The 25,055-nt window shown below is 73.7% G+C and carries 24 protein-coding genes; 10 read left to right on the forward strand and 14 right to left on the reverse strand.

Annotated elements, in window-relative coordinates; translation table 11 throughout:
* Nucleotides 1-24 precede the first annotated feature (24 nt).
* From ACZ4XX_RS30155 to ACZ4XX_RS30165, 3 genes are all read right to left on the reverse strand, one after another.
* Nucleotides 25-597 (reverse strand): dihydrofolate reductase family protein, encoded by a 573-nt coding sequence (locus tag ACZ4XX_RS30155; RefSeq protein ID WP_468511027.1) that lies wholly within the window; start codon nt 595-597, stop codon nt 25-27.
* An 88-nt stretch (nt 598-685) separates the two neighbouring features.
* Nucleotides 686-841 (reverse strand): hypothetical protein, encoded by a 156-nt coding sequence (locus ACZ4XX_RS30160; protein WP_468511028.1) that lies wholly within the window; start codon nt 839-841, stop codon nt 686-688.
* The gene (locus tag ACZ4XX_RS30165) at nt 838-2,877 is read right to left on the reverse strand and encodes a HelD family protein (RefSeq protein WP_468511029.1); all 2,040 of its coding nucleotides are present in this window, start codon (nt 2,875-2,877) and stop codon (nt 838-840) included. Before ACZ4XX_RS30165 ends, ACZ4XX_RS30160 begins: the two co-directional genes overlap by 4 nt.
* Nucleotides 2,878-3,141: 264 nt before the next feature.
* Between ACZ4XX_RS30165 and ACZ4XX_RS30170 the strand changes: the two genes are divergently transcribed.
* Both ACZ4XX_RS30170 and ACZ4XX_RS30175 read left to right on the forward strand, forming a co-directional pair.
* Nucleotides 3,142-3,330 carry a hypothetical protein gene (locus ACZ4XX_RS30170; RefSeq protein ID WP_468511030.1) on the forward strand — a complete coding sequence of 63 codons (189 nt, stop codon included), beginning with the start codon at nt 3,142-3,144 and terminating at the stop codon, nt 3,328-3,330.
* A gap of 49 nt (nt 3,331-3,379) precedes the next feature.
* Nucleotides 3,380-3,691 carry a hypothetical protein gene (locus ACZ4XX_RS30175; protein WP_468511031.1) on the forward strand — a complete coding sequence of 104 codons (312 nt, stop codon included), beginning with the start codon at nt 3,380-3,382 and terminating at the stop codon, nt 3,689-3,691.
* 24 nt (nt 3,692-3,715) lie between these two features.
* Here ACZ4XX_RS30175 and ACZ4XX_RS30180 read toward each other — a convergent pair whose 3' ends face one another.
* Nucleotides 3,716-5,356 carry a DNA repair helicase XPB gene (locus tag ACZ4XX_RS30180; RefSeq protein ID WP_030322109.1) on the reverse strand — a complete coding sequence of 547 codons (1,641 nt, stop codon included), beginning with the start codon at nt 5,354-5,356 and terminating at the stop codon, nt 3,716-3,718.
* A gap of 194 nt (nt 5,357-5,550) precedes the next feature.
* Here ACZ4XX_RS30180 and ACZ4XX_RS30185 point away from each other — a divergent pair, with 194 nt between their 5' ends.
* The 3 genes from ACZ4XX_RS30185 (at nt 5,551) to ACZ4XX_RS30195 (ending at nt 7,190) form a co-directional block, all read left to right on the forward strand.
* Nucleotides 5,551-5,883, forward strand: a complete 333-nt coding sequence (locus tag ACZ4XX_RS30185; protein ID WP_468511032.1) for a metalloregulator ArsR/SmtB family transcription factor — start codon at nt 5,551-5,553, stop codon at nt 5,881-5,883.
* Nucleotides 5,880-6,623 (forward strand): DUF2071 domain-containing protein, encoded by a 744-nt coding sequence (locus ACZ4XX_RS30190; RefSeq protein WP_468511033.1) that lies wholly within the window; start codon nt 5,880-5,882, stop codon nt 6,621-6,623. Before ACZ4XX_RS30185 ends, ACZ4XX_RS30190 begins: the two co-directional genes overlap by 4 nt.
* A 117-nt stretch (nt 6,624-6,740) precedes the next feature.
* Complete coding sequence (locus ACZ4XX_RS30195; protein ID WP_468511034.1) at nt 6,741-7,190, forward strand: hypothetical protein; 450 nt, start codon at nt 6,741-6,743, stop codon at nt 7,188-7,190.
* Nucleotides 7,191-7,242: 52 nt separating this feature from the next.
* On the opposite strand, the gene ACZ4XX_RS30200 is transcribed toward ACZ4XX_RS30195, so the two are convergent.
* Nucleotides 7,243-9,765 carry a helicase-associated domain-containing protein gene (locus ACZ4XX_RS30200; RefSeq protein ID WP_468511035.1) on the reverse strand — a complete coding sequence of 841 codons (2,523 nt, stop codon included), beginning with the start codon at nt 9,763-9,765 and terminating at the stop codon, nt 7,243-7,245.
* 72 nt (nt 9,766-9,837) lie between these two features.
* Between ACZ4XX_RS30200 and ACZ4XX_RS30205 the strand changes: the two genes are divergently transcribed.
* On the forward strand, nt 9,838-10,995 hold the full coding sequence (locus ACZ4XX_RS30205) for a hypothetical protein (protein ID WP_468511036.1): 1,158 nt from the start codon (nt 9,838-9,840) through the stop codon (nt 10,993-10,995).
* A 15-nt stretch (nt 10,996-11,010) separates the two neighbouring features.
* Here ACZ4XX_RS30205 and ACZ4XX_RS30210 read toward each other — a convergent pair whose 3' ends face one another.
* From ACZ4XX_RS30210 to ACZ4XX_RS30220, 3 genes are read right to left on the reverse strand one after another with little or no spacing between them, the layout of a single operon-like run.
* Nucleotides 11,011-11,844: an ABC transporter ATP-binding protein gene (locus ACZ4XX_RS30210; protein ID WP_468511037.1), complete on the reverse strand. Its 834-nt coding sequence runs from the start codon at nt 11,842-11,844 to the stop codon at nt 11,011-11,013.
* Nucleotides 11,841-12,929, reverse strand: coding sequence for a FecCD family ABC transporter permease (locus ACZ4XX_RS30215; RefSeq protein WP_468511038.1), 1,089 nt, complete (start codon nt 12,927-12,929; stop codon nt 11,841-11,843). Before ACZ4XX_RS30215 ends, ACZ4XX_RS30210 begins: the two co-directional genes overlap by 4 nt.
* Nucleotides 12,926-13,930 carry a FecCD family ABC transporter permease gene (locus tag ACZ4XX_RS30220; protein WP_468511039.1) on the reverse strand — a complete coding sequence of 335 codons (1,005 nt, stop codon included), beginning with the start codon at nt 13,928-13,930 and terminating at the stop codon, nt 12,926-12,928. The genes ACZ4XX_RS30215 and ACZ4XX_RS30220 overlap by 4 nt, the downstream gene beginning before the upstream one ends.
* A 114-nt stretch (nt 13,931-14,044) precedes the next feature.
* Here ACZ4XX_RS30220 and ACZ4XX_RS30225 point away from each other — a divergent pair, with 114 nt between their 5' ends.
* Nucleotides 14,045-14,677 carry an HAD family hydrolase gene (locus ACZ4XX_RS30225; RefSeq protein ID WP_468511040.1) on the forward strand — a complete coding sequence of 211 codons (633 nt, stop codon included), beginning with the start codon at nt 14,045-14,047 and terminating at the stop codon, nt 14,675-14,677.
* A gap of 75 nt (nt 14,678-14,752) precedes the next feature.
* Here ACZ4XX_RS30225 and ACZ4XX_RS30230 read toward each other — a convergent pair whose 3' ends face one another.
* Nucleotides 14,753-15,031 carry a hypothetical protein gene (locus tag ACZ4XX_RS30230; protein ID WP_468511041.1) on the reverse strand — a complete coding sequence of 93 codons (279 nt, stop codon included), beginning with the start codon at nt 15,029-15,031 and terminating at the stop codon, nt 14,753-14,755.
* A gap of 138 nt (nt 15,032-15,169) precedes the next feature.
* Between ACZ4XX_RS30230 and ACZ4XX_RS30235 the strand changes: the two genes are divergently transcribed.
* On the forward strand, nt 15,170-15,553 hold the full coding sequence (locus ACZ4XX_RS30235; protein ID WP_030322122.1) for a cold-shock protein: 384 nt from the start codon (nt 15,170-15,172) through the stop codon (nt 15,551-15,553).
* Between the two features lie 51 nt (nt 15,554-15,604).
* On the opposite strand, the gene ACZ4XX_RS30240 is transcribed toward ACZ4XX_RS30235, so the two are convergent.
* From ACZ4XX_RS30240 to ACZ4XX_RS30255, 4 genes are all read right to left on the reverse strand, one after another.
* Entirely contained in the window at nt 15,605-16,459 is an 855-nt protein-coding gene (locus ACZ4XX_RS30240) for a 1,4-dihydroxy-6-naphthoate synthase (RefSeq protein ID WP_468511042.1), read from the reverse strand.
* Nucleotides 16,456-17,274, reverse strand: coding sequence for a futalosine hydrolase (locus ACZ4XX_RS30245; RefSeq protein ID WP_468511043.1), 819 nt, complete (start codon nt 17,272-17,274; stop codon nt 16,456-16,458). Before ACZ4XX_RS30245 ends, ACZ4XX_RS30240 begins: the two co-directional genes overlap by 4 nt.
* A 7-nt stretch (nt 17,275-17,281) precedes the next feature.
* Complete coding sequence (locus tag ACZ4XX_RS30250) at nt 17,282-17,761, reverse strand: DUF2771 domain-containing protein (protein WP_468511044.1); 480 nt, start codon at nt 17,759-17,761, stop codon at nt 17,282-17,284.
* Between the two features lie 142 nt (nt 17,762-17,903).
* Nucleotides 17,904-19,283 carry an MFS transporter gene (locus ACZ4XX_RS30255; protein ID WP_468511045.1) on the reverse strand — a complete coding sequence of 460 codons (1,380 nt, stop codon included), beginning with the start codon at nt 19,281-19,283 and terminating at the stop codon, nt 17,904-17,906.
* A gap of 459 nt (nt 19,284-19,742) precedes the next feature.
* Here ACZ4XX_RS30255 and ACZ4XX_RS30260 point away from each other — a divergent pair, with 459 nt between their 5' ends.
* A complete protein-coding gene (locus ACZ4XX_RS30260; protein WP_468511046.1) occupies nt 19,743-20,672 on the forward strand; it encodes a DUF3027 domain-containing protein in 930 nt (309 codons plus the stop codon).
* Between the two features lie 611 nt (nt 20,673-21,283).
* Complete coding sequence (locus ACZ4XX_RS30265; RefSeq protein ID WP_468511047.1) at nt 21,284-24,430, forward strand: sacsin N-terminal ATP-binding-like domain-containing protein; 3,147 nt, start codon at nt 21,284-21,286, stop codon at nt 24,428-24,430.
* Between the two features lie 33 nt (nt 24,431-24,463).
* Here the strand turns inward: ACZ4XX_RS30265 and ACZ4XX_RS30270 are convergent, their stop codons facing one another.
* Entirely contained in the window at nt 24,464-24,904 is a 441-nt protein-coding gene (locus tag ACZ4XX_RS30270) for a hypothetical protein (RefSeq protein ID WP_468511048.1), read from the reverse strand.
* Nucleotides 24,905-25,055 lie beyond the last annotated feature (151 nt).

Here is a 25,055-nt window from a genome sequence, read left to right on the forward strand (position 1 = left end):
CAGCAGTTCAGCAGCTCAGCAGCTTCAGCGGACGACGTCGAAGACGTTCTTCTGGATGCCGTTGGAGTACGTCTCGTGCTCCACGAGCTCCAGCTTCTGCGTGTCCTTGTCCGTCTGGCTGAACAGCCGCTTGCCCGCGCCGAGCAGCAGCGGGAAGACGAGCAGGTTGTACCGGTCGATCAGACCGGCGTCCGAGAGCGCACGACCCAGCGAGGCGCTGCCGTGCATGATGATCGGGCCGCCCTCGGTCTCCTTCAGGGCGGCGACCTCGTCGAGCGAGCGCAGGATCGTGATCTCGCCCCAGTTGTCGACCAGATCGTCCTCGGTGAGGGTCGTGGACACGACGTACTTCGGCAGCGTCCTGTAGCGGGCGAAGTCCTCCATGTCCGGCCACACGGCGCTGAACGCCTCGTAGCTCGCCCGGCCGAGCAGCATCGCGCCGGCCTCCTCCTGCTCCTGGCCCTTCATCGCGTACGCCTCGGGAACGAACTCCACCTCCTTGAAGGTCCAGCCGGAGTTCCGGTAGCCGGGCTCACCGCCGGGGGCCTCCACGACACCGTCGAGCGAGACGAAGGCAGAGCTGATCAGGGTGCGCATCCGGGTTCTCCCGTGAGGTTCGTGACGGCCACTGAGCACTGGCGCTCAGCAGCGAGTACAACCTATAGACCGGCGGCCGGGCGGAAACTCATCGCGCCCTCGCGTCTTCCTCCGGTGCGGCGACGAGCTCCACCTCGTACCCGAGGGCGCCGAGGAGTCGGCCGAAGCTCGCCTCGGCGCGCGCCGGATCCCCCACCCGCACCTCGGCGTGATGGAGCGCCCCGGCCCGGGCCGGACGGCTCACGCCTGCTCCAACTGCGAGGGGATCGGGGCCGAGTGAAGGACGGTCAGACCGGACACGGCGCGCGTCAGCGCCACGTACAGCCGGCGCAGACCGGTCCGCTCGTCCGGCTCGCCGTCGACGACGGCCGCGGGCTCGTCCAGGACCACGTAGTCGTACTCCAGGCCCTTCGCGAGCGAGGCCGGGACCAGCGTCAGCCGGGACTCGGCCGTGGTCTCCTCACCGGGGGAGAGGTACGCGAGCCCGGCGGCCGTCAGCGCCTCCGCGAGCGGGGCGATCCGCGCGTCGGCGGCGATCAGCCCGATGGACCCGTCGTGGGCCAGCGCCTCGACGCAGGCCGCGACGACGTCCCGGTCGAGCGCGTCCGTGTGCCGTACGTCCAGCGAACCCGGATTCTCACGCACCGACTCCACGGCCGCGAGCCCCGGCGACATGTGCGGAAGGAGCCGGGAGGCGTACGCGATGACCTCACGCGGCACACGGAAACCGGCGGTCAGCTCCTCCACCACCGCCTCCGGCTTCCCCAGGTGCCCGAGCGCCTCCGCCCAGCTCGCCGTCGCCCACGGCGTCGTGCCCTGCGCGAGGTCGCCGAGGACGGTCGCCGAGCCGGTCGTGCAGCGCCGGCCCACCGCCCGGTACTGCATCGGCGACAGGTCCTGCGCCTCGTCGAGGACGACATGGCCGAGCGAGTGCGTCCGCTCCACCAGGTCCCGCGCCTCGTCGACGAGGACCGCGTCCGCCGCCGACCACTTCGCCGCCCTCACGCTCCGGGCGGGCTTCGCCCAGAGCAGCAGCTTCTGCTCGTCCTCGGTGAACAGCCCCTCGGCGTGCTCCGCGAGGAACTCCGCGTCGCCGAGCAGCCGGAGCACCAGCTTCGCGGGCTCCACCAGCGGCCAGCACTCCTTCACGACGGCCTTCACCGCCGTGTTGCGGGCGACGGCGTTCTGCACCCGGTCGTCGGGCGCCTCACCGGCCTCCTCCATCCGCACCAGGACCGAGTGCGCGATGCGCTGGGGCAGCGCCTCGCGGGCGGCCCCGTACCGGATGTCGCGGTCCAGCAACTCCTGGACGATCTCCTCCAGTTCGTACGCGGGCACCCGCCAGCGGCGTGACCCGCGCACCACCATGAGGGACTCCTTGGGCAGCGCCACGTGCGAACGCACCGCGCGCCGCAGCAGCTCCGCCATCCGGGCGTCGCCCTTGACGACGGCGGTGGCGGCCTCGTCCGTGCCCCGTACCTCGACCTGCCCGCCGACGAGATCGTCGACGGTGGCCTGCTTGACCTCCAGCTCGCCAAGGGCGGGAAGGACCTGCTCGATGTAGTGCAGGAAGGAGCGGTTGGGGCCGATGACCAGCGTCCCGGTCCGGGCGAGGCGCTCACGGTGCGCGTACAGCAGATAGGCGACACGGTGCAGACCGACGGCGGTCTTGCCGGTGCCGGGCCCTCCCTGCACGCACACGGTCCCGGAGAGGTCGGACCGGACGATCCCGTCCTGCTCGGGCTGGATCGTGGCCACGATGTCCCGCATGGGGCCGACACGGGGCCGCTCGATCTCGGCCTGGAGCAGCCGACTGGTCCGCTCGAGCTCCCCGGGGTCGGAGAGGTGCTCGTCCTCGTACGCGGTGAGTTCGCCGCCCGTGTAGCCGAAGCGCCGGCGCAGCCCGACGTCCTGCGGGTCCTTCCTCGACGCCTGGTAGTACGGCTGCGAGACCGGCGCACGCCAGTCGATCACCATCGGATCGCCCTCGGCGTCGTGCACGTGCCGGCGCCCGATGTAGAAGCGCTGCCCCTCCTGCGTGGTGTGCAGATAGTCCAGCCGCCCGAAGAACAGCGGGGTGTGGGACAGATCGGCGAGCGCCTTGATCCGGTCCTCGATCTGCCGGCCCAGCACCTCCGCGTTGACCCAGTTCGCGGTGACGTCCGTGATGTCGAGCGCCTCCACGTCCTCGCGCATCGCACGCAGGGCGGCGCGGGAGGAGGCCAGATGGGCACGCTCGCGCGAGAGGGGATCGTCGGACACGGGCACGGACACGGACACGGCGGAGCCTCCGGGGCGAATGCGCGGATACGCGGATACACGGACACGTAGAGGTGGCCGCCGGTTACCGACCGGGCGGCGGCACTCCGCGGAGGGAGGCGGGGAAGCTGGCGAGTGTAACTCCTGGGCGGGGCAGGGAGCGAACGAATTCGACCCGCATCCACCCCGTAGGGGACGGGGTCCGTCTCACGTCGGACCCGGGCGCGCCCCCGGTTCACCCCCGAGAGCGATGTGTTCGGAATGTCCGGATTCCATCATGGACACATGACCGCGACGACCTTCACCCTCGTGACCACCGTGCCCCGCCCCCGCGTCCGCCCGCTGAACACCGCCCTGCGCGCGATACGCGCCTTCGGCGGCGCCGCGGCCGGCGTCGTCCTCCTCGGCGACTACGGCCCTCCGGAGGCCGGGGTCAGGAACCCCCGCCCTGAGTACGCCCCCGGCCCCGACTGAGTACGAGAACGCCTGCCGCCACGGGACCGCCCACTGATGTGATCGATCCATGACGACGCCACCCTCCACGGACCCGGGCCCGGGTCCGGCCACGACCGAGACCTACACGTTCGGCCTGCGCCTCGCCGCCGCCTGCGGACTGCTCTTCCTTGTCGCCTGCCTGGTGTTCACCGCCATGATCACCCTCCGTGACGCCGTCGAGGGCGACGGCTCCGGCGGCGTCCTCATCGCCGCGGGGTTCTGGTCCGTGGCCCTCGGGGCCGTCGCGGGCGTGGCGGCCCTCGTCGTGCCACGCCGCGCGCTCGTCACCGCCCAGTACTGCCTGGGGGCCGCCGGCCCACTCCTCGCGCTGATGGACTGAAGGGGCCGGCCCGCCGCCCCGCCCCTACGGTGCGAGCAGCTCGTCCGCGTCGACGATCCGGTACGCGTACCCCTGCTCGGCGAGGAACCGCTGCCGGTGGGCGGCGAAGTCCTGGTCGATGGTGTCGCGGGCGACCACCGAGTAGAAGTGCGCCTGGTGGCCGTCCGACTTCGGCCGGAGCACCCGGCCGAGGCGCTGCGCCTCCTCCTGGCGGGAGCCGAAGGTGCCGGACACCTGGATGGCGACGGTCGCCTCGGGCAGGTCGATGGAGAAGTTCGCGACCTTCGACACGACGAGCACGCTGATCTCGCCGGTCCGGAAGGCGTCGAAGAGCTTCTCGCGCTGGGCGTTCGGGGTCTCGCCCTTGATGACGGGCGCGTCCAGGTGCTCGCCGAGCTCGTCGAGCTGGTCGATGTACTGGCCGATGACGAGGATCTGCTGCCCCTCGAACTTCTTCACGAGGGCCTCGGTCACCTTCCGCTTCGTCGCGGTCGTGGCGCAGAAGCGGTACTTCTCCTCGGCCTCGGCGGTGGCGTAGGCGAGTCGCTCGGAGTCGGTCAGGTTCACCCGGACCTCGACGCAGTCGGCGGGCGCGATGTACCCCTGCGCCTCGATCTCCTTCCAGGGCGCGTCGAACCGCTTGGGCCCGATGAGCGAGAAGACGTCGGACTCGCGGCCGTCCTCGCGGACGAGGGTGGCGGTGAGCCCGAGACGGCGCCGGGCCTGCAGATCGGCGGTGAACTTGAAGACGGGCGCGGGCAGCAGGTGCACCTCGTCGTAGACGATCAGTCCCCAGTCCCGGGAGTCGAACAGCTCCAGGTGGGGATAGATCCCCTTCCGCTTGGTGGTGAGAACCTGGTACGTGGCGATGGTGACCGGCCGGATCTCCTTCTTCGTACCGCTGTACTCGCCGATCTCGTCCTCGGTGAGCGAGGTCCGCTTGACCAGCTCGTGCTTCCACTGGCGGGCGGAGACGGTGTTGGTGACGAGAATCAGCGTGGTCGCCTTGGCCTGCGCCATGGCCCCGGCCCCGACCAGTGTCTTCCCCGCCCCACAGGGCAGCACGACGACTCCGGACCCGCCGTGCCAGAAGCCCTCGACGGCCTGCTTCTGGTAGGGCCGCAGCGCCCAGCCGTCCTCGGCGAGGTCGATCCGGTGGGCCTCGCCGTCGACGTACCCGGCGAGGTCCTCGGCGGGCCACCCCAGCTTCAGCAGCGTCTGTTTGATCTGCCCGCGCTCGGAGGGGTGCACGACGACGGTGTCGGGGTCGATCCGCTCCCCGACGAGCGGCTGCACCTTCCGCGACCGCAGGATCTCTTCCAGCACGGGCCGGTCGGTGCTGGTCAGCACGAGGCCGTGCGTCGGGTGCTTGGACAGCGTGAGGCGCCCGTAGCGGGCCATGGTCTCGGCGATGTCGACGAGCAGCGCGTGCGGGACGGGGTAGCGCGAGTACTCGACGAGCGCGTCGACGACCTGCTCGGCGTCGTGGCCGGCGGCCCGCGCGTTCCACAGCCCGAGGGGCGTCAGCCGGTACGTATGAATGTGCTCGGGCGCCCGCTCCAGCTCCGCGAAGGGCGCGATGGCCCGCCGACAGGCATCGGCGAGCTCGTGGTCGACCTCCAGGAGCAGCGTCTTGTCGCTCTGGACGATAAGAGGTCCATTCACGTGATCAGGTCCTTCCGACACCCGTGCCGTTCCCGTAACGGCCAATCCTCCAGTGTGCCTGACACGGGAGACGCCTGCGGTGCCGTGCGCCCTCCCGTCCGGGGCGAGGTCGCCGCGGGGGTCGCCGCGGGGCCCTGGGCAGGGCCGCCCCGGGGGGCTTGTTAGCTCTTTAGCTAAAGTGCTAAACATGGGCCATGACAGATGCTCAGGACGAGGCAGGGGCCTTCCGGGCCCTCGCCGATCCGACGAGGCGCCAGATCCTCGAGGACCTCAGAGGCGGAGAGCTGGCCGCCGGTGAGATCGCCGCCAGGTTCGAGATCAGCGCGCCCTCCATCTCACGCCACCTCGGCGTGCTCAAGGGTGCCGGTCTGGTCACCGAGCGGCGTGAGGGCAACCGGATCCTCTACACGCTGGCCGAGGGACGCCTGGCCCTGTGCATCGGTCGGTTCCTCAGCACCGTCTGCCCCGAGCAGATCGTGCTCCGCCACACCACATGGCGCCCCGGGGCGCAGAGCGAGGGATCATGAGGCAGCCACGACTGTCCAGCGTCATCGAACGAAGACTGCTGGTGAACTACCGGGTCGCCCCGGACGCTGCGGCGCGCCTGCTCCCCGAGCCCCTGCGCCCGCAGGTGGTGAACGGCCACGCGGTCGCCGGCATCTGCCTCCTGCGCCTGGGAAAGGTGCGGCCGACCTGGGCACCCGAGGCGTTCGGGCCCAGGAGCGAGAACGCGGCGCACCGGATCGCCGTCGAATGGGACGGACCGGACGGCGTCGAGACCGGCGTCTACATACCCCGCCGCGACACGGCCTCGCGGCTCAACGCCTGGGCCGGAGGCCGCGTCTTCCCCGGTGCACACGGCCGCGCCGATTTCGAGGTGCACGAGACCCCCGACCGGACGCGGGTCGCCCTGGCCACCTGGGACGGCGACCTGCACGTGGACGTCACCGTCGAGCCGGCCGACGAGCTGCACGGCAGCGAGCTCTTCCCCGACCTCGCGGCGGCCTCCCGCTTCTTCCGAGCGGGGGCGAAGGGCTTCTCGCCCACCGGCTCGGGCCGGCTGGAAGGCATGGAGCTGCACACCGACGCCTGGCACGTGGAAGCCGGCCGGGTCCGCGCCGCCACGTCGTCCTTCTTCGACGACCCGGACCGCTTCCCGCCGGGGAGCGCGACCCTGGACTGCGTCCTGATCATGCGGAACGTTCCCGCCGACTGGCGGCCCCTTCCTGCGATGGCCTCGGGGCGGGGCGCCCTGCTCGTCGGCTGACGGGCGCGGTCACCGCCGACCGCCCCGCCCGACGCCCGCCACACCTGAGTACCCCGCCCGCGCCGGATGAGTACCCGCGCGCTGGGGCCGGACCCGCCGGGGCGGTGGGATGAGGGCATGACGAACAGCACCCGACAGCCCGCCGCCGTCACGGCCACCGCCGGCACCGACCCCTCCGTCACGGCCACCGCCGCCGTCACCGCCGGGGCGTCCACCGCCGCCGGGCTCGTCGGGCCCGCCGTCCAGGCTCCCGGTGACGAGGCGGACCCGCGGTGGTGGGTGGCGCCGCTCGTCGCGACCGTGGCCGCGCCGCTGCTGTCGTTCCTGGCGGCGCTGTGGGGAGACCTGTTCACCGCCCTCCCCGTCTTCCTCATCGGCGGCTTCGTCCTGCCCCTCGCGCTCGTCGTGCCGAGCTGGTGCCTCGCCCGGACGCGCCGTCGCCGACAGGCGCGGACCATCCTCGCGGCCCTCGCCTGCTTCCTCGCGGTGACGTACCAGGCGCTGATCGTCAGCATCGGTGTGGCGATCATCGTCGTCATGTTCCTGACGGGGAACATCCAGGCCTGACGGCCTGCTCCCGCCACTCCGCCCCGGGCGCGCCCGCTCCCGGCACGCCCCGCTACACCTGGTCGTCCGCCAGCTCCGCCACACCCGTGATCCGGTGCAGCGGATACGTGCGGACCTCGTCCGCCGTATGGTCGTAGGCCGTCACGAAGCCGCCCTCCACCCGCACCGGGGCGATCACCCGCTGGCTCGCGCCGCCCTCCGCGTTCACGTAACCGATCCAGACCGCCGAGCCCGTCATCGCCGCCGCCTGGACCGTCGCCAGGGTCTCCGCCGCCGACGTGCGCGGCAGGGCGCCCGCCGCCGTCGGGGCCGCCGGCTCCTTGCGGACCGCAGTCGCCGCCCGGTCGCCCGCGCGGATCGCCTTGACCGCCGCGCCGAGCAGCGTCGTGTCGGGGGCCGGCGGGCCGTCCGGCACCGGCACCGGGGCCGTACGCGCACCCGTGCGGTACGCGTCCGCCCGCGTGATCAGGACGTCGCCCGTCGTCGACTCGGCCGCCGGCGCGTACCCCATCGACCGCAGCCCGTCGAGCAGCGACGCCGGGTCCGTCTGCGCCGCGAGCACCGTCGGCGCGAGGCGCCGCAGGCCGAGGGAGGACGAGCGGCGGTCCGCCAGGATCTCGCCGAGCACGGTGTCGTCGTCGCAGCGCACATACGCCGACGCAGCTCCCACCCGCAGATGGCCGTGACGTCTCGCCACGTCGTCGATCAGGTAGGCGAGCGGCTGCGGGACCGGCGTCCGGGCGTGAGCCTTGAGGAATTCGTGCAGGTCGGTCGCGGTCTGACCGGAGTCCAGCGCGCGCCGAACGGAACCGGGCGTGAACCGGTAGACCGTCGCGCCACCCTTCGATTCCACGTCCGCGAGCACCGCGAGCGCGTCGGCCAGCGGCCGCCGCAGCGGCCCCGGCGCCACCGCCGTCAGGTCCGCCTGGAGGAGGACGTGGTCGACCGCCTCCGGAAGCAGCGGGGCCAGGAGCGTCGCCGCCCGCCCCGCCGCCACCGACTGCTCCACACCGCCACCCAGCTCCTCGGCGGACGCAGCCTCCGCCAGCGGAAGGTTCAGCAGCGCACGTGCCGGTCCCGACAGGGCACCCCGCCCCGTGAGACCGAGGAGCTCCGCCTCCGCCAGCGCCCAGCGGGCCAGCCGCGACCGCAGGTCGCCGCCCTCGTCCGCGGCCGCCGCACCCCGCAGCGGCCGCTCCCACCGCAGCCGCGCGAACAGCGACTCCGGCTCCACCGACGAACCCGGCGGCAGCGTCGCGAGCAGCCCGAGCACCCGGTGCCGGACCTCCGGCGCGGGCGACCGGTCCAGATCCGGGCCGAGCACCGACAGCGTCCGGCCCTTCGAGTCCTGGCCGCCGACCAGACCCGACGTACGGGTCGCCGTCAGCCACGGCGTGACGAGCAGCGCCCAGCGCTCCGCCGGCGGCAGATCGAGCCAGTCGTCGTACGCCGGCGTCGGCGCGTACCGCTCGTCCGCCTCGCCGTCCGACGCCAGCAGACCCGCTCCGTAACAGAGCTCAAGCCAGAACGCCGCCGTCTCCTCCGAGACGTCCAGCGCCGTCGCCGTCCGCTTGAGATCCCGTACGGACAGACCGCCCGCCCGCAGCACCTGCGGCCCGCCCCGGTCCCAGGACTTCAGCAGCTCCTCGACCGTCGCGAGCGCCAGCTGCGCCTGCCCGGCCGCCGCACTGTCGACCACCTGCGGGCGGTACTCCCGCAGCACCTCCGGCACCGGCGCCAGCGGCTCCGGCGCCCGGTGCGCCCGCCCGCCCCGCAGATGCAGCGCCACCTCACGCGGCAGCACCATCGTCCGCGGCGACACCGGAAGCAGCAGGCCGTGATCGCGAAGCCACTGCACCGGAGCCGCCGGCTTCGCCGTCACCTCGCCGTACGGCGGACCCCACACCAGCCGGTCGAGCACGGACAACGCGTCCGGCGACGCCGTGTCGAGCAGCGCCCCCATCCGGTCCCGGTCCGTGAACAGCCCCGTCAGCGCCGCCACCGCCGACACCGGATCGTGCGTGGCCGGCAGCCCCGCCGCCGCGATGATCTCCTGCACCCGGCCCGGCGACATCCCCGACGTCGCCTCGGCCACCGTCGGCCCGAGACCCGTAGGCGACGGATGCTGTGCCGACGGAGCGAGCAGCTCCCGCGCCGTCCGCACCAGCCGCAACCGGTCGTCCTCGCCCCACACCAGCGCCTGCTCGCGCAGCAGCGCCACCGCGCCCGGCAGCGCCGCCTCGATCTCCGCGTCACCCTCGTCGCCGGTGAGCAGCCCCAGGAGCACGGGGTACGGCGCCGGGTCCTGAGCCACCGCGAGCGCTTCCGCCGTCTGGAGAGCGAACCGGTCGAGCCGCTCCACGGCCCGCACCACCGAACCGCGCGTCCCGGCGCGCGTCGCCAGCTGCGTCAGGTCGTTCGGCACCGGATTCAGCAGATCGGGCCGGGCCCGCAACAGCGCGGCGAGCCCCTCGTCGCCCCGTGCGCGCAGCGCCTCAGCGAGTGTGCGGGGCGCCGCGGCGGCGCCAGTTACCTCGGGCACGTGCGCCTCCCGGTCGAGCTCACCGATCCCCATCCGGACCACGTTAGCCGCTGCGCAGGCGCTAACGTCGGGCCGTACCGGGCGAACCGGCCGTGGAGGGGCATCGTGGGGATCGAGAGCGACCAGTTGGTCTACGACTATCTGAGCCGGGTCGGCGATCTGGCCCAGCAGCGGCAGCTGCCGGCGAGCGACCGGATGCGGCTGGTGTCCACCCTCCGCAACGAGATCGACCGCCGCCGCGCCACGCACGGCGAGGAGAGCCCGGCGGCGATACGAGGCATCCTCGGTGCGCTGGGAACCCCGGACGAGGTGGTGGAACGGGCGGAGGGCCCGGGCGCGCCGCAACCGTCGACGCAGGCCCCGCAGGCGGCGAGCGGTCCGGCGAGCGGTCCGGCGAGGAAGCCGGTGAAGAAGCCGGCGAGGAAGGCCGCGCCGAAGCCCGTGCCGCAGCCGCGCGCGGGGGACCGGACGGCGAAGCGGGAGGGGAAGCGCCTCGGGTGGGTGCCGGGCAGCCGTCGGTCCCGCGAGGGAACGGCCCCGGTGGCGGTGCCGAAGCCGACTCCGGCCCCGGACGCCGCGGCCACCGACGGCACCGACGCCCTGGGCCTCGCCGGTGCCGGTACGGACTGGTGGCAGGTCGACGCCGCCGACCCCGCCGACGGTCTCCCCGGCTTCGTGGGCGGCGTCGAGCGACCGGACCTCTTCAAGGAACCCGTCGCGGAGGACGACGAGGACGACGAAGGCTACGAAGACGCCGAGGACGCCGAGGACGGCCACGAGGACCGCGAGGGCGCCGAAGGCGGACCGGCCCCGTCCCCCGGGAAGCGCCGCCGCCTCGCCCGTCTCCTCCGCCGCAAGGAGACGGCCCCCGCGGCCGAGCCGGGCGCGGACATGGAGCCCGAGGCGGCCCCGGTCCCCCGTCTCCGCCTCGCCAACCCCTTCGTCCTGCTCGCCGCGCTCCTCCTGCTCGGCGGCGCGCTCTTCGGCTCCCTCGTCGCCCTGGCCGCGGGCTGGCTCATCGCCTACGCCTCCCGCCGGCTGACCCCCGGCGAGATCAAGGGCGCCGTCCTGGTGATCCCCGGCCTGGCCGCCGCGTCGGGCATCGCCTGGCTGTGGGGCCGCGTGGAGGGCCGCTGGGGCGAGCCGGTGGCCGCGGGCGGCGAGGCGATGGGCGCGGCGATCTCGGAGACCTGGCCCTGGGTCCTCCGGGGCGCGGCGGTCGCGTCGGCCCTGTTCCTGCTCTGGCGGTCCCGCAGGCACTGACCGGGTGGGCTCGGCTCAGCCCGCGGGAACCTCGGCTTCGTCGTCCAGATCCGCGTCCGCGTCCGCGTGCCACGGCGCCCCCGGCACCACCAGCGGCGACCCCGTCACCGGGTCCGGGACCACGACCGACGCCAGCCCGAAGACATCCCGTACGAGCTCCTCCGTCACGATCTCCCCCGGCGGCCCCTCCGCCACCACCCGGCCCGCCTTCATCGCGATGAGGTGGTCGGCGTACCGGGCCGCCTGGTTCAGGTCGTGGAGGACGAGGACGACCGTGCGGCCGCGCAGCCGGTTGAGACGGCGGACCAGGTCGAGGACCTCCACCTGGTGGGAGATGTCCAGATAGGTGGTCGGCTCGTCGAGGAGCAGCAGGTCCGTCTCCTGGGCGAGGGCCATCGCGATCCACACCCGCTGCCGCTGCCCGCCCGACAGCTCGTCCACGGAGCGGTCGGCGAGCGCGGCCACGTCCGTGCGGTCCATCGCCTCGACGACCGCCCGCTCGTCCTCCTCCGACCACTGCTTCCACCAGGCCTGGTGCGGCTGGCGGCCGCGCGACACCAGGTCGGCGACGGTGATCGCCTCCGGCGCGACCGGCGTCTGCGGAAGCAGCCCGATCGAGCGGGCGATCCGCTTCGTCGGGAGCTTCGCCAGCTCCACCCCGTCGAGGAGGACCGCGCCGCCCGCCGGCCTGAGGAGCCGGCCGAGCGCCCGGAGGGTGGTGGACTTGCCGCAGGCGTTGGGGCCGACGATCACGGTCACCTTGCCGTCGGGGATCGCCAGGTCCAGCTCGTGGACCACGGTGCGGTCCTCGTAGGCGAGCGTCAGCTCGCGCGCGGTCAGCCTGCTCACGCCTTGCCTCCTGCGGATGCTGCGGTACGGCTCCGGACGATGAGCCAGATCAGATACGGGGCGCCGACGGCCGCCGTGAGGACGCCCACCGGAAGTTCGACGGGCGACAGGAGCCGCCGGCCGAGCAGGTCGGCGAGGACGACCACCGCGGCGCCGGTCAGCGCCGAGGCGAGCAGCGGGATCTGCGCGGTACGGGTCATCCGGCGGGCGATCTGCGGCGCGAGCAGCGCCACGAAGTCGACCGGGCCCGCGACACCCGTCGCCACGGACGCGAGCACGACCCCCACCGCGACGAGCCCGAGCCGGACCCGCCCGAGCCGGACGCCGAGCGCCGTCGCCGTGTCGTCGTCGAGGGAGACGGTCCGCTGCGCGCGGGCCGCCCACAGCACGGCGGGCAGCATGAGCAGCAGCGTCCAGCGGATCGGCGCGGACTCGTCCCAGCCGCGCCCGTTGAGCGAGCCGGTCATCCAGATCTGGGCCTGCTGGGCGACGAGGAAGTCGCCCTTGGTCAGGAAGAGCGTGGTGAGCGACCGCAGCGCGATCGCGAAGCCGATGCCGATGAGGACGAACCGCGTCGCGTGCAGCCCGCCGCGCCACGCGAACACGTACACGAGCGCCGCGGCGACGACACCGCCGGCGATCGAGAGGTACGGCAGCACGGTGTACGAGCCGATCCCGAAGGTCATCGCGGCGACGGTGACCGCCCCCGCGCCCTGGCTGATGCCGATGATGTCGGGGCTGGCCAGCGGGTTGCGGGCCACGGTCTGGATCAGCGCGCCCGCGACCCCGAACGCGGCGCCGACGGCCAGGGCGACGACGAGCCGCGGCTCCCGCAGCTCCGTCACGACGAACGTCGAGGGCGACGACTCCCCGAGGAGGATGCGCACGACCTCGGAGGGGTCGACGAACCGCTCACCGACGCAGAGGTACGCGACGGAGGACGCGGCCAGGAGCAGCAGCAGGCCCACGGTGACGAAGGCGGACCGCCGGTGCACCAGGAACGAGGCGCCGCCGGCGCGCACGAGCCCGTATCCGGCGGGCCGCGGCCTGCCCTTGGCGGGCCGGACGGGGGAGAGGGTGCTCACGCCGCCACCGCCTTGCGCCGCACGAGTGTCACGAGGAACGGCACCCCGATCAGCGCGGTCATCACCCCGGCCGGCACTTCGCCCGGCGGGAACACGATCCGCCCGGCGACGTCCGCCACGAGGAGCATGACCGGTCCGACGACCGCGGCCATCGGCAGCACCCAACGGTGGTCGGAGCCGACGACGGCCCGCGCGATGTGCGGGACGGCGAGGCCGACGAAGGCGACGGGCCCGGCGGCGGCCACTCCCGCGCCGGTGAGGACGGTCGCGCCGATCCCGCCGACGATCCGCACGGTCGCGACCCGCTGCCCGAGCCCCTTGGCGACGTCCTCGCCGAGCGCGAGTGCGTCGAGCCCGCGCGCCACGGAGACGACGAGGACCGCGCCGAGCAGCAGGAAGGGCCAGATCTGGCCGACGATCTGGGCGTCGCGCCCGTCGAGGGAGCCGATCTGCCAGAACCGGAACTCGTCGAGCGCGGAGGCCTTGGTGGTGAGGATGCCGGTGGTGACGGAGAGCAGCAGCGCGTTGATCGCGGCCCCGCCGAGCGCCAGCTTCACGGGGGTCGCCCCGCCGCGCCCGCTGGAGGCGATCGCGTGGACGGCGACCGCGGCGAGCGCGGCACCGGCGAAGGCGAACCACACGTACCCGGTGAGCGAGTGCACGCCGAAGAAGGCGATCGCGAGGACGACGCCGACCGAGGAGCCCTGGCTGATGCCGAGGATGCCGGGGTCGGCGATCGGGTTGCGGGTGATGCCCTGGAGGGCGGTACCGGCGAGCGCGAGCGCCGCGCCGACCATCAGCCCGATGAGGGTGCGGGGGACACGGAGCTGCCGTACGACCTCGGCGTCGGGGCTCGTGCCGCCGTGCAGCAGCGCGTCGAACACCGTGGACGGGGCGATGGGGCGGGCGCCGACGGCGAGGCTCAGGAGCACGGCGAAGAGCAGGGCGACGAGAGCCGCCGAGGTCGCGAGGACCCGTCTGGAACGGAAAGCGGCTGGCATCAGGACCCATCGGGTGGTGCGGGGAGCGGGCGGTGCGGGTTTGGTGAGGCTTGGCTCAGTGTAAGCAGCACCCATATTCGAACACCTGGGCCGGAGGTCCCCCAGAATGGCCCCATGACGACGCGCACCGAAAACGCCTCCGCCCCGCTCACCGTCGGCTTCGACCTCGACCTGACCCTGGTCGACACCCGCCCCGGCATCAAGGCCGCCTGGGAGGCGTTCTCGGCCGAATCAGGCGTCCCCGTCGACGCGGACCTCGTCGTCAGCCGCCTCGGTCCGCCCCTGGAGCACGAGATGGCCCACTGGGTCCCCGCGGACCGGGTCACCGAGATGGTGGCCCGCTACCGCGCGCTGTACCCGGCGTACGCGATCGAGCCCTCGCCGCCGATGCCGGGCGCGAGGGACGCGATCCGCGCCGTACGCGAGGCGGGCGGCCGCACCATCGTCGTCACCGCGAAGAACGGCCCGCACGCCGAGCTGCACCTCGCCCACCTCGGCATGGAGCCGGACGCGCTCGCCGGCAGCCTGTGGGCCGAGGGCAAGGCGGAGGCCCTGCGCGCCCACGGCGCCCAGGTGTACGTCGGCGACCACGTCGGCGACGTCCGCGGCGCCGCCACGGCCGGCGCCCTCTCGGTGGCCGTCGCGACCGGCCCCTGCGCCCCCGAGGAACTGAAGGAGGCCGGCGCCCACGTCGTCCTCACCGACCTGACGGACTTCCGCGCCTGGTGGGAGGGGTACCTGGCCTGAACGGGAGAGCTGTCCGGCCTGAACGGGAGCTCTGTCAGGCCTGAACCGGAGCTCTGTCAGGCCTGAACGGGAGCGCTATCCGGCCTGAACCGGAGCGCTCGCACCCTCCCGCGCCTGCCGCCGCTGGGCCGCGATCGACCGCAGCACCCCGGCGGCGGCGACGGCGAATCCGACGCCCATGAGCATCGAGACGGTGTACGCGACCGTGGGGAACGGATCCGTACCCAGGAACAGCGGAGCCACGGTGACCAGCGTCGCCACCGCGCCGATGGCGAAGAGGATGACACCGGCCTTGACGAGGCCGTCACCCGGAGCGCTGTCGTTCGCCTGTGCGGCAGGGGTTTCACTACGCATCCGGCCAGGGTAGTTCCCAGGCCGAAGGAACACATCGGCGACGTCTTGTCACCGGCCTCCGGACCATTAGCCTGGTGTCGGCGGGTCGGTCGACCCGCTGTTTGCTATCCCCCGACGAGGACGAGGACGAGGACAGACGTGCCTACCGGCAAGGTCAAATGGTTCAACAGCGAGAAGGGCTTCGGCTTTCTCTCCCGCGACGACGGCGGCGACGTCTTCGTCCACTCGTCGGTGCTCCCTGCCGGAGTCGACGCACTGAAGCCGGGACAGCGGGTCGAGTTCGGAGTCGTCGCAGGCCAGCGCGGCGACCAGGCGCTGTCCGTCACGATCCTCGACCCGACACCGTCCGTCGCCGCGGCGCAGCGCCGTAAGCCCGACGAACTGGCGTCCATCGTCCAGGACCTGACGACGCTCCTGGAGAACATCACGCCGATGCTGGAGCGCGGCCGCTACCCCGACAAGACGCAGGGCGCCAAGATCGCGGGCCTGCTGCGCGCGGTCGCGGACCAGCTGGACGTCTGACCCTCCCGGCCGGACGCCGTCCGGCGGTCCCGGCCACGGGAAAGGTCCCGGCTACGGGAATGCGAGCGAGTCAGGGCCGAGGGGCGGTACGAGTCCCTCGGCCGCGGCTCGGGTGAGCAGCCCGCGGACCGCCGCGTACCCGTGCTCGCCGAGGTCGGCCGTGAACTCGTTGACGTAGAGCCCGATGTGCTGGTCGGCGACCTTCGGGTCCATCTCCTGCGCGTGCTCCATGACGTACGGGCGGGAGGCCGCCGGGTCGTCCCAGGCCATCCGCACCGACGCACGGGCCGAGTCGGCGAGCCGCCGCAGGGTCTCCGCACCGAGGGAGCGGCGGGCGACGATCGCACCGAGCGGGATCGGCAGACCGGTCGTGGACTCCCAGTGCTCGCCCATGTCGGCGAGGCAGTGCAGCCCGTAGTCCCTGTACGTGAAGCGGGCCTCGTGGATGACGAGCCCGGCGTCCACCTTGCCGTCGCGCACGGCGGGCATGATCTCGTGGAACGGCATCACGACGACGTTCCCGACCCCTCCCGGCACTTTCTCCGCCGCCCAGAGCCGGAACAGCAGATACGCGGTGGAGCGCTCGCTCGGCACCGCGACCGTCTTCCCGGCGAGGTCGGCACCGGTCGCGTCCTCCCGGGTGAGGACGAGCGGCCCGCAGCCGCGGCCGAGGGCGCCGCCGCAGGGCAGCAGCGCGTACTCGTCGAGGATCCAGGGCAGCACCGCGTACGACACCTTGAGGACGTCATGGCCGTCGGTGCCGCTCTCGGCCCAGCCGTTGGTGACGTCGATGTCGGCGAACGTGACGTCGAGCCGGGGGGCGTCCGGGACGCGGCCGTGGGCCCAGGCGTCGAAGACGAAGGTGTCGTTCGGGCAGGGCGAGTAGGCGATCTTCAGCTTGGTCACGGGGAGGGCTCCACGAAGTCGGTGCTGGCGAGCAGCTGGAGGCCGAGCAGCTCGAAGGTGTGCCGGAGCGCGTCCAGGGCGTCGCCGATGCGCCAGGCGGCGCGGTCACGGGGTCCGACGGCGTTCGACACCGCCCGGATCTCGACCACGGGCACGCCGTACGCGGCGGCGGCCTCGGCGACACCGAAGCCCTCCATCGCCTCGGCGGCGGCCCCGGGATGGCGACCGGCCAGTTCGGCGGCGCGGTCGGCGGAGCCGGTGACGGTGGAGACGGTGAGCACGGGGGCGACGGTGCACGGCCGGTCGGCGGCGTCCAGGGCTGCGGCGATCCTCCCGGTCAGCGCCTCCGGCACGGGATGGACGGACCGCCCGAAGCCGAGCTCGTCGACCGTGAGGTACCCGTCGGGGGTCTGTGCGCCGAGGTCGGCGGCGACGACGGCCGACGAGACGACGACGGACCCGAGGGGCGCGAGAGGCTGGAACCCGCCGGCGATCCCGGCGGAGACGACGAGGCCGTACGGGCTCTCGGCGCCGTACGAACCGGCGGTGCCGCACGGCTCGGCGGTGCCGGCGAGTGCGGCGTAGGCGAGCGCGGTCCCGGTCGAGGCGGCGACGGCAGCGGGCCCGACCCCGCCGACGAGCACGTCGACGCGTGCCCCGGTGGTGGCGTCCCCGCCCGTGTGGCGGCGCAGGGAGAGACCCCCCGGCAGCGCGACGAGTTCCGGGCCGGGGCTGCCGAGGTGGAGGCCGAGGCCGGCGGAGACGGAGTCCGCCTCCGCCGCAACGGCCGTCACGATCAGGATCCGGTGGACCACCGGAGGATCAGGATTCCTTCTTCAGCTGGAAGTGCCAGACACCGGTCAGCTCCTTGCCGGTGTTCTCGACGATGGTCACCTGGGTGTTGTCGGTGGCCTCGCCGGTCTGGCTGGAGAAGAAGGCGCTGGCCGGAATGGTCCGGTACGTCTTCTTGTACGGCTCGGGCTCGGCCTGCTGGCCGCCGAGGAAGATGGTCCAGCCGTTGTCCGCGATCTCGGGGTCGACCCCGAAGCGGATCTTGTCGTCCATCGCCACGGTGATGGACTTCTCGGCCTTCTTGTTGAGGCACTGCTGGATCTGCGACTCCTTGATGGCGTCGCCGTCGTTGTAGCAGGCGGCCTCGGAGTGGATCGAGTCGGACCCGACCGTGACGGTCGCGATCGGAGTCGGCTTGTCGCAGGCGGAGAGAACGAGGAGCCCGGCGGAGACGGCCCCGAGGGCGACGGCGGCCCGGCGGCGCGAGCCGGAGAAGAACGCAACGGTCATGAGCCGAAGGCTATCGGGCCGCCGCGCCCGCGCCACGCGGGGGTACGGCGTGCCGCACTCCGGTACCGGAACGAGGACGGTGAACGAGGGCGCAGGTGAGCGGGGACGGGACGGCGCGGGAGCGGAGGGCGCACGGCGATCCCTACGCCACCCGCGTCTTCGAGCGCCCCTTCGACCCCGGCCGCCGCCGCGCCTCCGCGAGCAGGCCCCGTACGGCGAGAAGCGCCCCGATGGCCAGGATTCCGGCCGCGACGGCCATGCCCAGGGTCCCGTTCAGCGGCAGGGCGATACCGATCCCGCCGCCCACCACCCACGCCATCTGCAGCGCCGTCTCGGAACGCGCGAACGCCGACGTACGGACGACCTCCGGCACGTCCCGCTGGATCAGCGCGTCGAGGGACAGCTTCGACAGGGCCTGGGTGAGGCCCGCGACCGCCCCCAGGACGGCTACCATCAGCCCGCCGAAGAAGATCGCCGTACAGATCGCCGTGGCACAGACCACGCTGATCATCGTGGCGATGATCACTTCCGGCCCGTGCCCGCGGTCCCGCAGGAGCGAGCCCATCGCCGTGCCGCACGCGTTGCCCACGCCCGCCGCCACGCCCACGATCCCCAGCGACACGGCGGCACTCTGCCCCGACAACGGATGCTCGCGCAGCAGGAACGCCAGGAAGAAGATCAGGAAACCCGACAGCATCCGCTGCGCCGCGTTCGCCTGCAGACCGTGCAGGACCGAGGGCCCCACCGTCCGCAGGCTCGGCTTCCGCTCGCCGTGCGTCAGCAGATGAGCCCGCCGCTCACCCTTCGCCGAGTCCACCTTGGGTGGCATCCGCAGCGCCCAGAACGCCCCCAGCAGGAACAGCGCACACGCGCCGTACAGCGGATAGCGAGGCCCCAGGATCTGGAGCCCCGCCCCGATGGGCGCGGCGACACCGGTCGCGAGCAGCCCGGCCAGGGTGACCCGGGAGTTCGCCTTCACCAGAGAGAAGTCCGGTGGCAGGAGCCGGGGCACGACGGCACTGCGCACCACCCCGTACGCCTTCGAGGCCACCAGGACCCCGAGCGCCGCCGGATACAGCTCGACACCGCCGGTGACGACCGCCGCCGACATCATGATCGCGAGGACGGCCCGGGTCAGCATCGCGCCGGCCATCGCGGCCCGCCGCCCGTGCGGAATGCGGTCGAGGAGCGGACCGATCACCGGGGCGAGCAGGGTGAACGGAGCCATCGTGACGGCGAGGTACAGGGCCACCCGGCCGCGCGCCTCGTCGGTGGGGACGGAGAAGAAGACGGTGGAGGCGAGGGCGACGGTGATCATGACGTCACCGGCGCCGTTCACCGCATGCAGCTCGATCAGTTTCCCGAGCCCCGACTCGCCCGCGCCATGGGCGTGAGTGGCCTTGCGGATGCCCTTCGCGGTCCCCGTGAACGGCAGGTGCAGGGCACGGCCGACCTTCCGGCCCGCTCGGCGGAGCGGTCCGGCATGATCTTCGGATCGTGCGGGGGACCGTGCGGCTGCCACTCCGTCATAGTGCCCCACCAGCGCGCCCGACGAACCGTGGCGCGGCGGTGAAGGGCGACTTCGGACGATGCCGAAGGGGGCCGACGGGGTGCGCGGGTCGCTTTCGGACCCACCCGTTCACCTCACAGGACAGCGCTGCGGCAGCCCTCCGGCAGCGCTCCGGCCTTGCTCCGACCGCCCCCCGGGCGTCCGCGATCCGGGCCACTTGGGACGGGCAGGTGGGCTGAGGCCCGCGAACGGGGTAGCGTGCGTAGCGCGTCACCGGCGGAAGCTCTCGGCCGCGCGCCTCTTCGGCATCCCGCAGAATGGATGGCGATAGGTGTGCCCGAGACACGCGAGACAGGTCGGGTGCGCGGACGTCGATGCGGCCCACAGGTCCGCTCCGCCCGCCGCCCGTGGCTTCGCTCCCGCCCCTCGGCCGGCGCACCCGTGAGACGGCGTAGGAGAGAAGCGAGACCTGTGAGTGCTGCGACGACGCGAAGCGGTACCCCGCGTACCCCGCGAGCCACGCGTACCCCCGACCGCCTGTGTGCCGAGGCCGTAGAACTCGCGAGGGAGGCCGCCGAGGAGGCGGCCGCCCCCGGGATCGTCGGCGCGCACGTCGAGGTGATCGCCGAGGGTGACCGCGTCGTCACCCACTACTTCGAGTCCAAGGAACCCGGCTACCGGGGCTGGCGCTGGGCGGTGACGGTCACCCGCGCCTCCCGCGCCAAGAACGTCACGCTTGACGAAACCGTCCTGCTGCCCGGCTCCGACGCGCTCCTCGCCCCCGAGTGGGTGCCGTGGAGCGAGCGGCTGCGACCCGGCGACATGGGTCCCGGCGACCTGCTGCCGACCGAGGCCGACGACCTGCGCCTGGAGCCCGGCTACTCGGGCGAGGACGCGCCCCCGCCGAACTCCGTGGTGTCGGAGGAGCTCGCCGACCACCTCGACGTCGAGGACGCCGAGATCGTCACCCGTACCCCTTCGCGGGGCGCGATCGCCGCGGTCGCCGAGGAGCTCGGCATGCGCCGGGCCAGGGTCCTCTCCCGGTACGGGCTCCACATGGCCGCGGACCGCTGGGAGGAGTCCTTCGGTGCCCGCACACCGATGGCCCAGGCCGCCCCGGCCACCTGCGAGTCCTGCGCGTTCCTGGTGCCGCTGGCGGGCTCCCTGAAGCAGACGTTCGGCATCTGCGCCAACGAGTTCGCCCCGGCGGACGGGCGTGTCGTGTCCCTCTCGTACGGCTGCGGGGGCCACTCGGAGGCCGCCATCATGCCGAAGCCGCCACGGCCGGCGCCGCCGGTGCTGGACTCGATGGGGGCGGACGCGTTCCCCCTCCGCCCGGCGAAGGACTCCGGCTCGACAACAGAACCGGACGCCCTGTCGGAAGACCTGGGCCACTCGTAACCCCCTGCCCACCCACCCGACCAGGAGCACACGCCGCCACGGGTCGGGCGCGGGCCGCCACGGATGCGGGCTGAGCCCGCCACCACCGGCGCGGGCTGCACGGGTCACCACCTGTGCGGGCCCGCGCCCGCCACCGCCAGTGCGGGCTGCGCCTTCACCCACCCCCGGGTGGGCCGCGCCTTCACCCACCCCCGGGTGGGCCGCGCCTCCACCCACCCCCGGGTGGGCCGCGCCGGCCCCCGCCCCCGCGGGCTGAGCCTGCAGCCCCCGCCGTGTGACCACCCGGTCCGCCCTGGGGCCCCCGACGGAGTCTGGGGGAGGAACAGCTGCCCACAACGAGGGGGCAGCGGTGGCGGGCAGCGCCCCGCGGCAGCGCGCGCAGGCGAGTGAGCCGCACCCGGGCCCGCGACACCCGCCCGCCACGGCCACGGCCCACCCGCAACGGCGGCCCGACGCCCGACCCACCCCCGCCGCACGCCGAGCGCCCCCGCGCCGATGCACCCTGGACCGTGAGGAACAGACGCGCCCCGGCAAAACCCGCACCCCCGAGCGCGGTACCTTCGGGCCCCCGGCCCCGAGGGCCGGGTCCCGCACCATCAGCGCCCCGCAGAGTGGAGTCAGACGTGAGCGTCAGCGTCCGGACGACGACCGACGGAACCGATCCCTTCGGCACCGCCCGGCTGCGGCGGGGTGTGCTCGACGCCTGGGGCGCGTCCCCCGCCCGGTTCCGGGAGGACGCCAACGCCGAGGAGGACCTCGCCCTCGGCGGCTACCGCGACCGCCTCGTCGTCGAACTCGCCCAGAACGCCGCCGACGCCGCCCGCCGCGCCGGCGTCCCCGGCCGCCTCAGGCTCACCCTGCACCCCGCGGACCACGAAAGCCCCGCCCTCCTCGCCGCCGCCAACACCGGCGCCCCGCTGGACGCCACCGGCGTCGAGTCCCTGTCGACCCTCCGCGCCTCCGCGAAGCGCGAGCAGCAGCCCCACGGCGCGGTCGGCCGGTTCGGCGTCGGATTCGCCGCCGTCCTCGCCGTCACCGACGAGCCCGCCGTCCTCGGCCGCCACGGCGGCGTCCGCTGGTCCCTCGCCGAGGCCCGCGAACTCGCCGCCGACTCCGCCCGGTACAGCCCCGGCCTCGGCGACGAACTGCGCCGCCGCGACGGCCACGTACCCCTCCTCCGGCTCCCGCTGCCCGCCGAGGGCACCGCCCCCGACGGCTACGACACCGTCGTCGTCCTCCCGCTCCGCGACACCGCCGCCCGCGACCTCGCCGAGCGGCTCCTCGCCTCCGTCGACGACGCGCTCCTCCTCACTCTTCCGGGGCTCGCGGAGATCGTCGTGGAGACCCCGGAAGAGGTACGGACCCTCCGCCGCTCCGAGGACGACGGGTACGTGCAGATCGTCGACTCCGCCACCGGCACCCACCGCTGGCGGACCGTCTCTCACGCCGGCCCCCTCGACGCCGAACTCCTCAAGGACCGCCCGGTCGAGGAGCGCCTGCGCCCCCACTGGTCCGTCACCTGGGCCGTACCCGTGGACCCGGAGGGAGCCCCGCGCCACCCGCGGACGACCCCGGTCGTGCACGCCCCCACGCCCACCGACGAACCCCTCGGCATCCCCGCGCTGCTCATCGCCTCCCTGCCCCTGGACACCGCGCGACGGCACCCGGCGCCCGGCCCGCTCACCGACTTCCTGGTGCAGCGCGCGGCCGACGCGTACGCCGAACTCCTCGCCGAGTGGCAGCCGGTGACGACGGCCACGCTCGACCTCGTCCCCGGCCCGCTCGGCAAGGGCCCCCTCGACGGGGCGCTGCGCGAGGCGATCCTGGACCGGCTGCCGAGGGTCGCGTTCCTGGCGCCCGCCGCCCCCACCGAGGAACTCCCGGCGCTCCGCCCGATCGAGGCCGAGGTGGCGGAGGGCGCGGGCGCCGACACGGTCGAGGTCCTCGCCGAAGTGTTCCCGACCCTGCTCCCCGCCGGTCTGGAGCGCCGCCCGGAGCTCCGGACCCTCGGCGTCGGCCGCGTGCCCCTGACCGAGGCGATCGACCGCCTCGCCGGGGTGGACCGCGCCCCGACGTGGTGGTGGCGCCTGTACGACTCCCTCGCCGGCGTCGACCCGGACCGCCTGTCGGGCCTTCCGGTCCCGCTCGCGGAAGCCGCGGAGGGGGCTCGTGTCCGTACCGCGATCGGCCCCCGCCAGGTCCTCCTGCCCCAGGACCGGACCCCCGCCGAGCTGACCCGGCTCGGCCTGAAGGTGGCCCACCCCGAGGCCGCGCACCCGCTCCTGGAGAAGCTGGGCGCCCTGCCCGCCACGCCCCGAGCGGTCCTGACGACCCCGCAGGTACGGGCTGCGGTCGCGGCCTCCCTCGACGCGGGGGAGATCTGGGACGAGGACGCGGACACGCTGGACGCGGACGAACTCGCCGAGACCGTCCTCGCCCTGGTCAGGGACGCGGAACTCGACGCGGGCGAGGAGCCCTGGCTGGGCGCGCTGGCGCTGCCCGACGAGGACGGCGAACTCTCCCCGGCGGGCGAGCTGGTGATGCCGGGCTCGGCGTTCGCCGCCGTCATGCGCGAGGACGAACTGGCCTACGTCGACGCCGAACTGGCCGCCCGCTGGGGCGAACAGCCGCTGGCCGCCTGCGGAGTGCTCGCCACGTTCGCCCTCGTCCGGGCCACCGACCTCCTCCTCGACCCGGACGAGGTCGAGCCGCGCGAGGGCGACTACCCGGAGCCGGACGACGCGGGGCTCCTGGACGCGGTCGACGTGTGGTGCGAGGACGTCCTGGACCGGCTGCCGGAGACGCCGGTGCCGCCGGTGGCGACGGAGATCGTGGCCGTACGGGATCTGGACCTGGTCGACGACGACGCCTGGCCGCAGGCGCTGGCGCTCCTGGCGCAGCCCCCTCTGCGCGACGCCCTGACCCAGCCCGTACGGGTCCTCCTGCCGGACGGCACGACGGAGACGGTCCGCTCGTACACGGCGTGGTGGCTCCGTGACCACCCGGTCCTGGACGGCCGCCGCCCGGCGGGCCTGCGGGCGGCGGGCACGGACCCGCTCCTGATCGGTCTGTACGACTCCGCCGACGCGACCGGCTTCGAGGACGAGCAGGTCCTGAGGGCGCTGGGAGTCCGCACGTCGGTGGCGGCGCTGCTCGACGAGCCGGGCGGGGCGGCGGAACTCCTGACGCGCCTCGCGGACCCCTCGCGGGAGGTCACGGACGCCCAACTCCACGCGCTGTACACGGCCCTCGCGGACCTGGACCCGGAGCAGGTGACGCTGCCGGACGAGCTGCGCGCGGTGGTGGACGGCGAGGTGGTCGTGGTGGACGCGGCGGAGGCGATGGTGGCGGACGCCCCGGACCTGCTGCCGCTGGCGGGCGGGGTGCCGCTGCTGCCGGTGGCGCCGGCGCGGGCGGCGGACCTGGCGGAGCTGTTCCAGGTGAGGCGGCTGAGCGAGGCGGTGGAGGCGGAGGTGGCGACGGTGGGCGAGGAGCACGAGGTGCCGGACTCGGTCCGTACGCTCCTCGGCCCGACGACGCCGACCACGTACATCGAGCACGAGGAACTCAGGGCGGCGGACACGGAACTCGACTGGCGCCGCACGGCGGACGGCGTCGTCCACGCGTCGACGCTGGAGGGCGTGGCGGCGGGCCTGGCCTGGTCGGCGGGGCAGTGGCCGCGCCGCTTCGAGGTGGCGGCCCTGCTTGAGGACCCGTCGAGGACGGCGGAACTGGCGAGGGACCGCTGGTTCGACTGAGTCCGACGGCGGGCGGGGTCGGTGGAGGGCGGGTCAGCGGAGGGCGGGGTCGGCGAGGTCGAGGGTGAGCAGATTGCACCAGTCGTTGGTGAAGACGGCCAGGGTGCCGTCGTGGCGCACGCGGAGGAACGGGTTGGAGCGGTCCATGAAGGCGACCCACCGCAGGGAGCGGTCGCGGTCGAGACGGGCGAGGTGACCGATGTTGCCCATCCCGCCGCCTCCACCGAGGATCCAGCCCGACCCGTCGGGCAGGGGACTCTCGAACCAGACGTCCGCCTCGCAGGTGCCGTACTCCGCGACGGCCTCGGCCACGTCGAAGGGCTCCCCGATCCGGAAGGGAATCGGCTGTCCGGCATCGGGGTGGTACGCACCGGGACCGTCGACGTACAACGCCCGACTGACGCCGTCCGCCCGGTAGAGCCCGTCGCAGTACGGCATCTCGCCACGGTCCCAGAGCTGCTCGACGATTCCCATGCTCCTCAGGGTGCCGGACGGAGGGGAACGGGGGCGGGGGTTTCGAGTGGGCTTCTGGTGCGGCCGCCCTCTTTCCGAGTGTGGCGTCCTCCGTCACCGCGTCAAGGGCGCCTTCGGCGTCGCTGCGCGATGGGCTGCGCCCACCCTTGAC

The sequence above is a fragment of the Streptomyces sp. NPDC029956 genome (genome assembly GCF_055574655.1).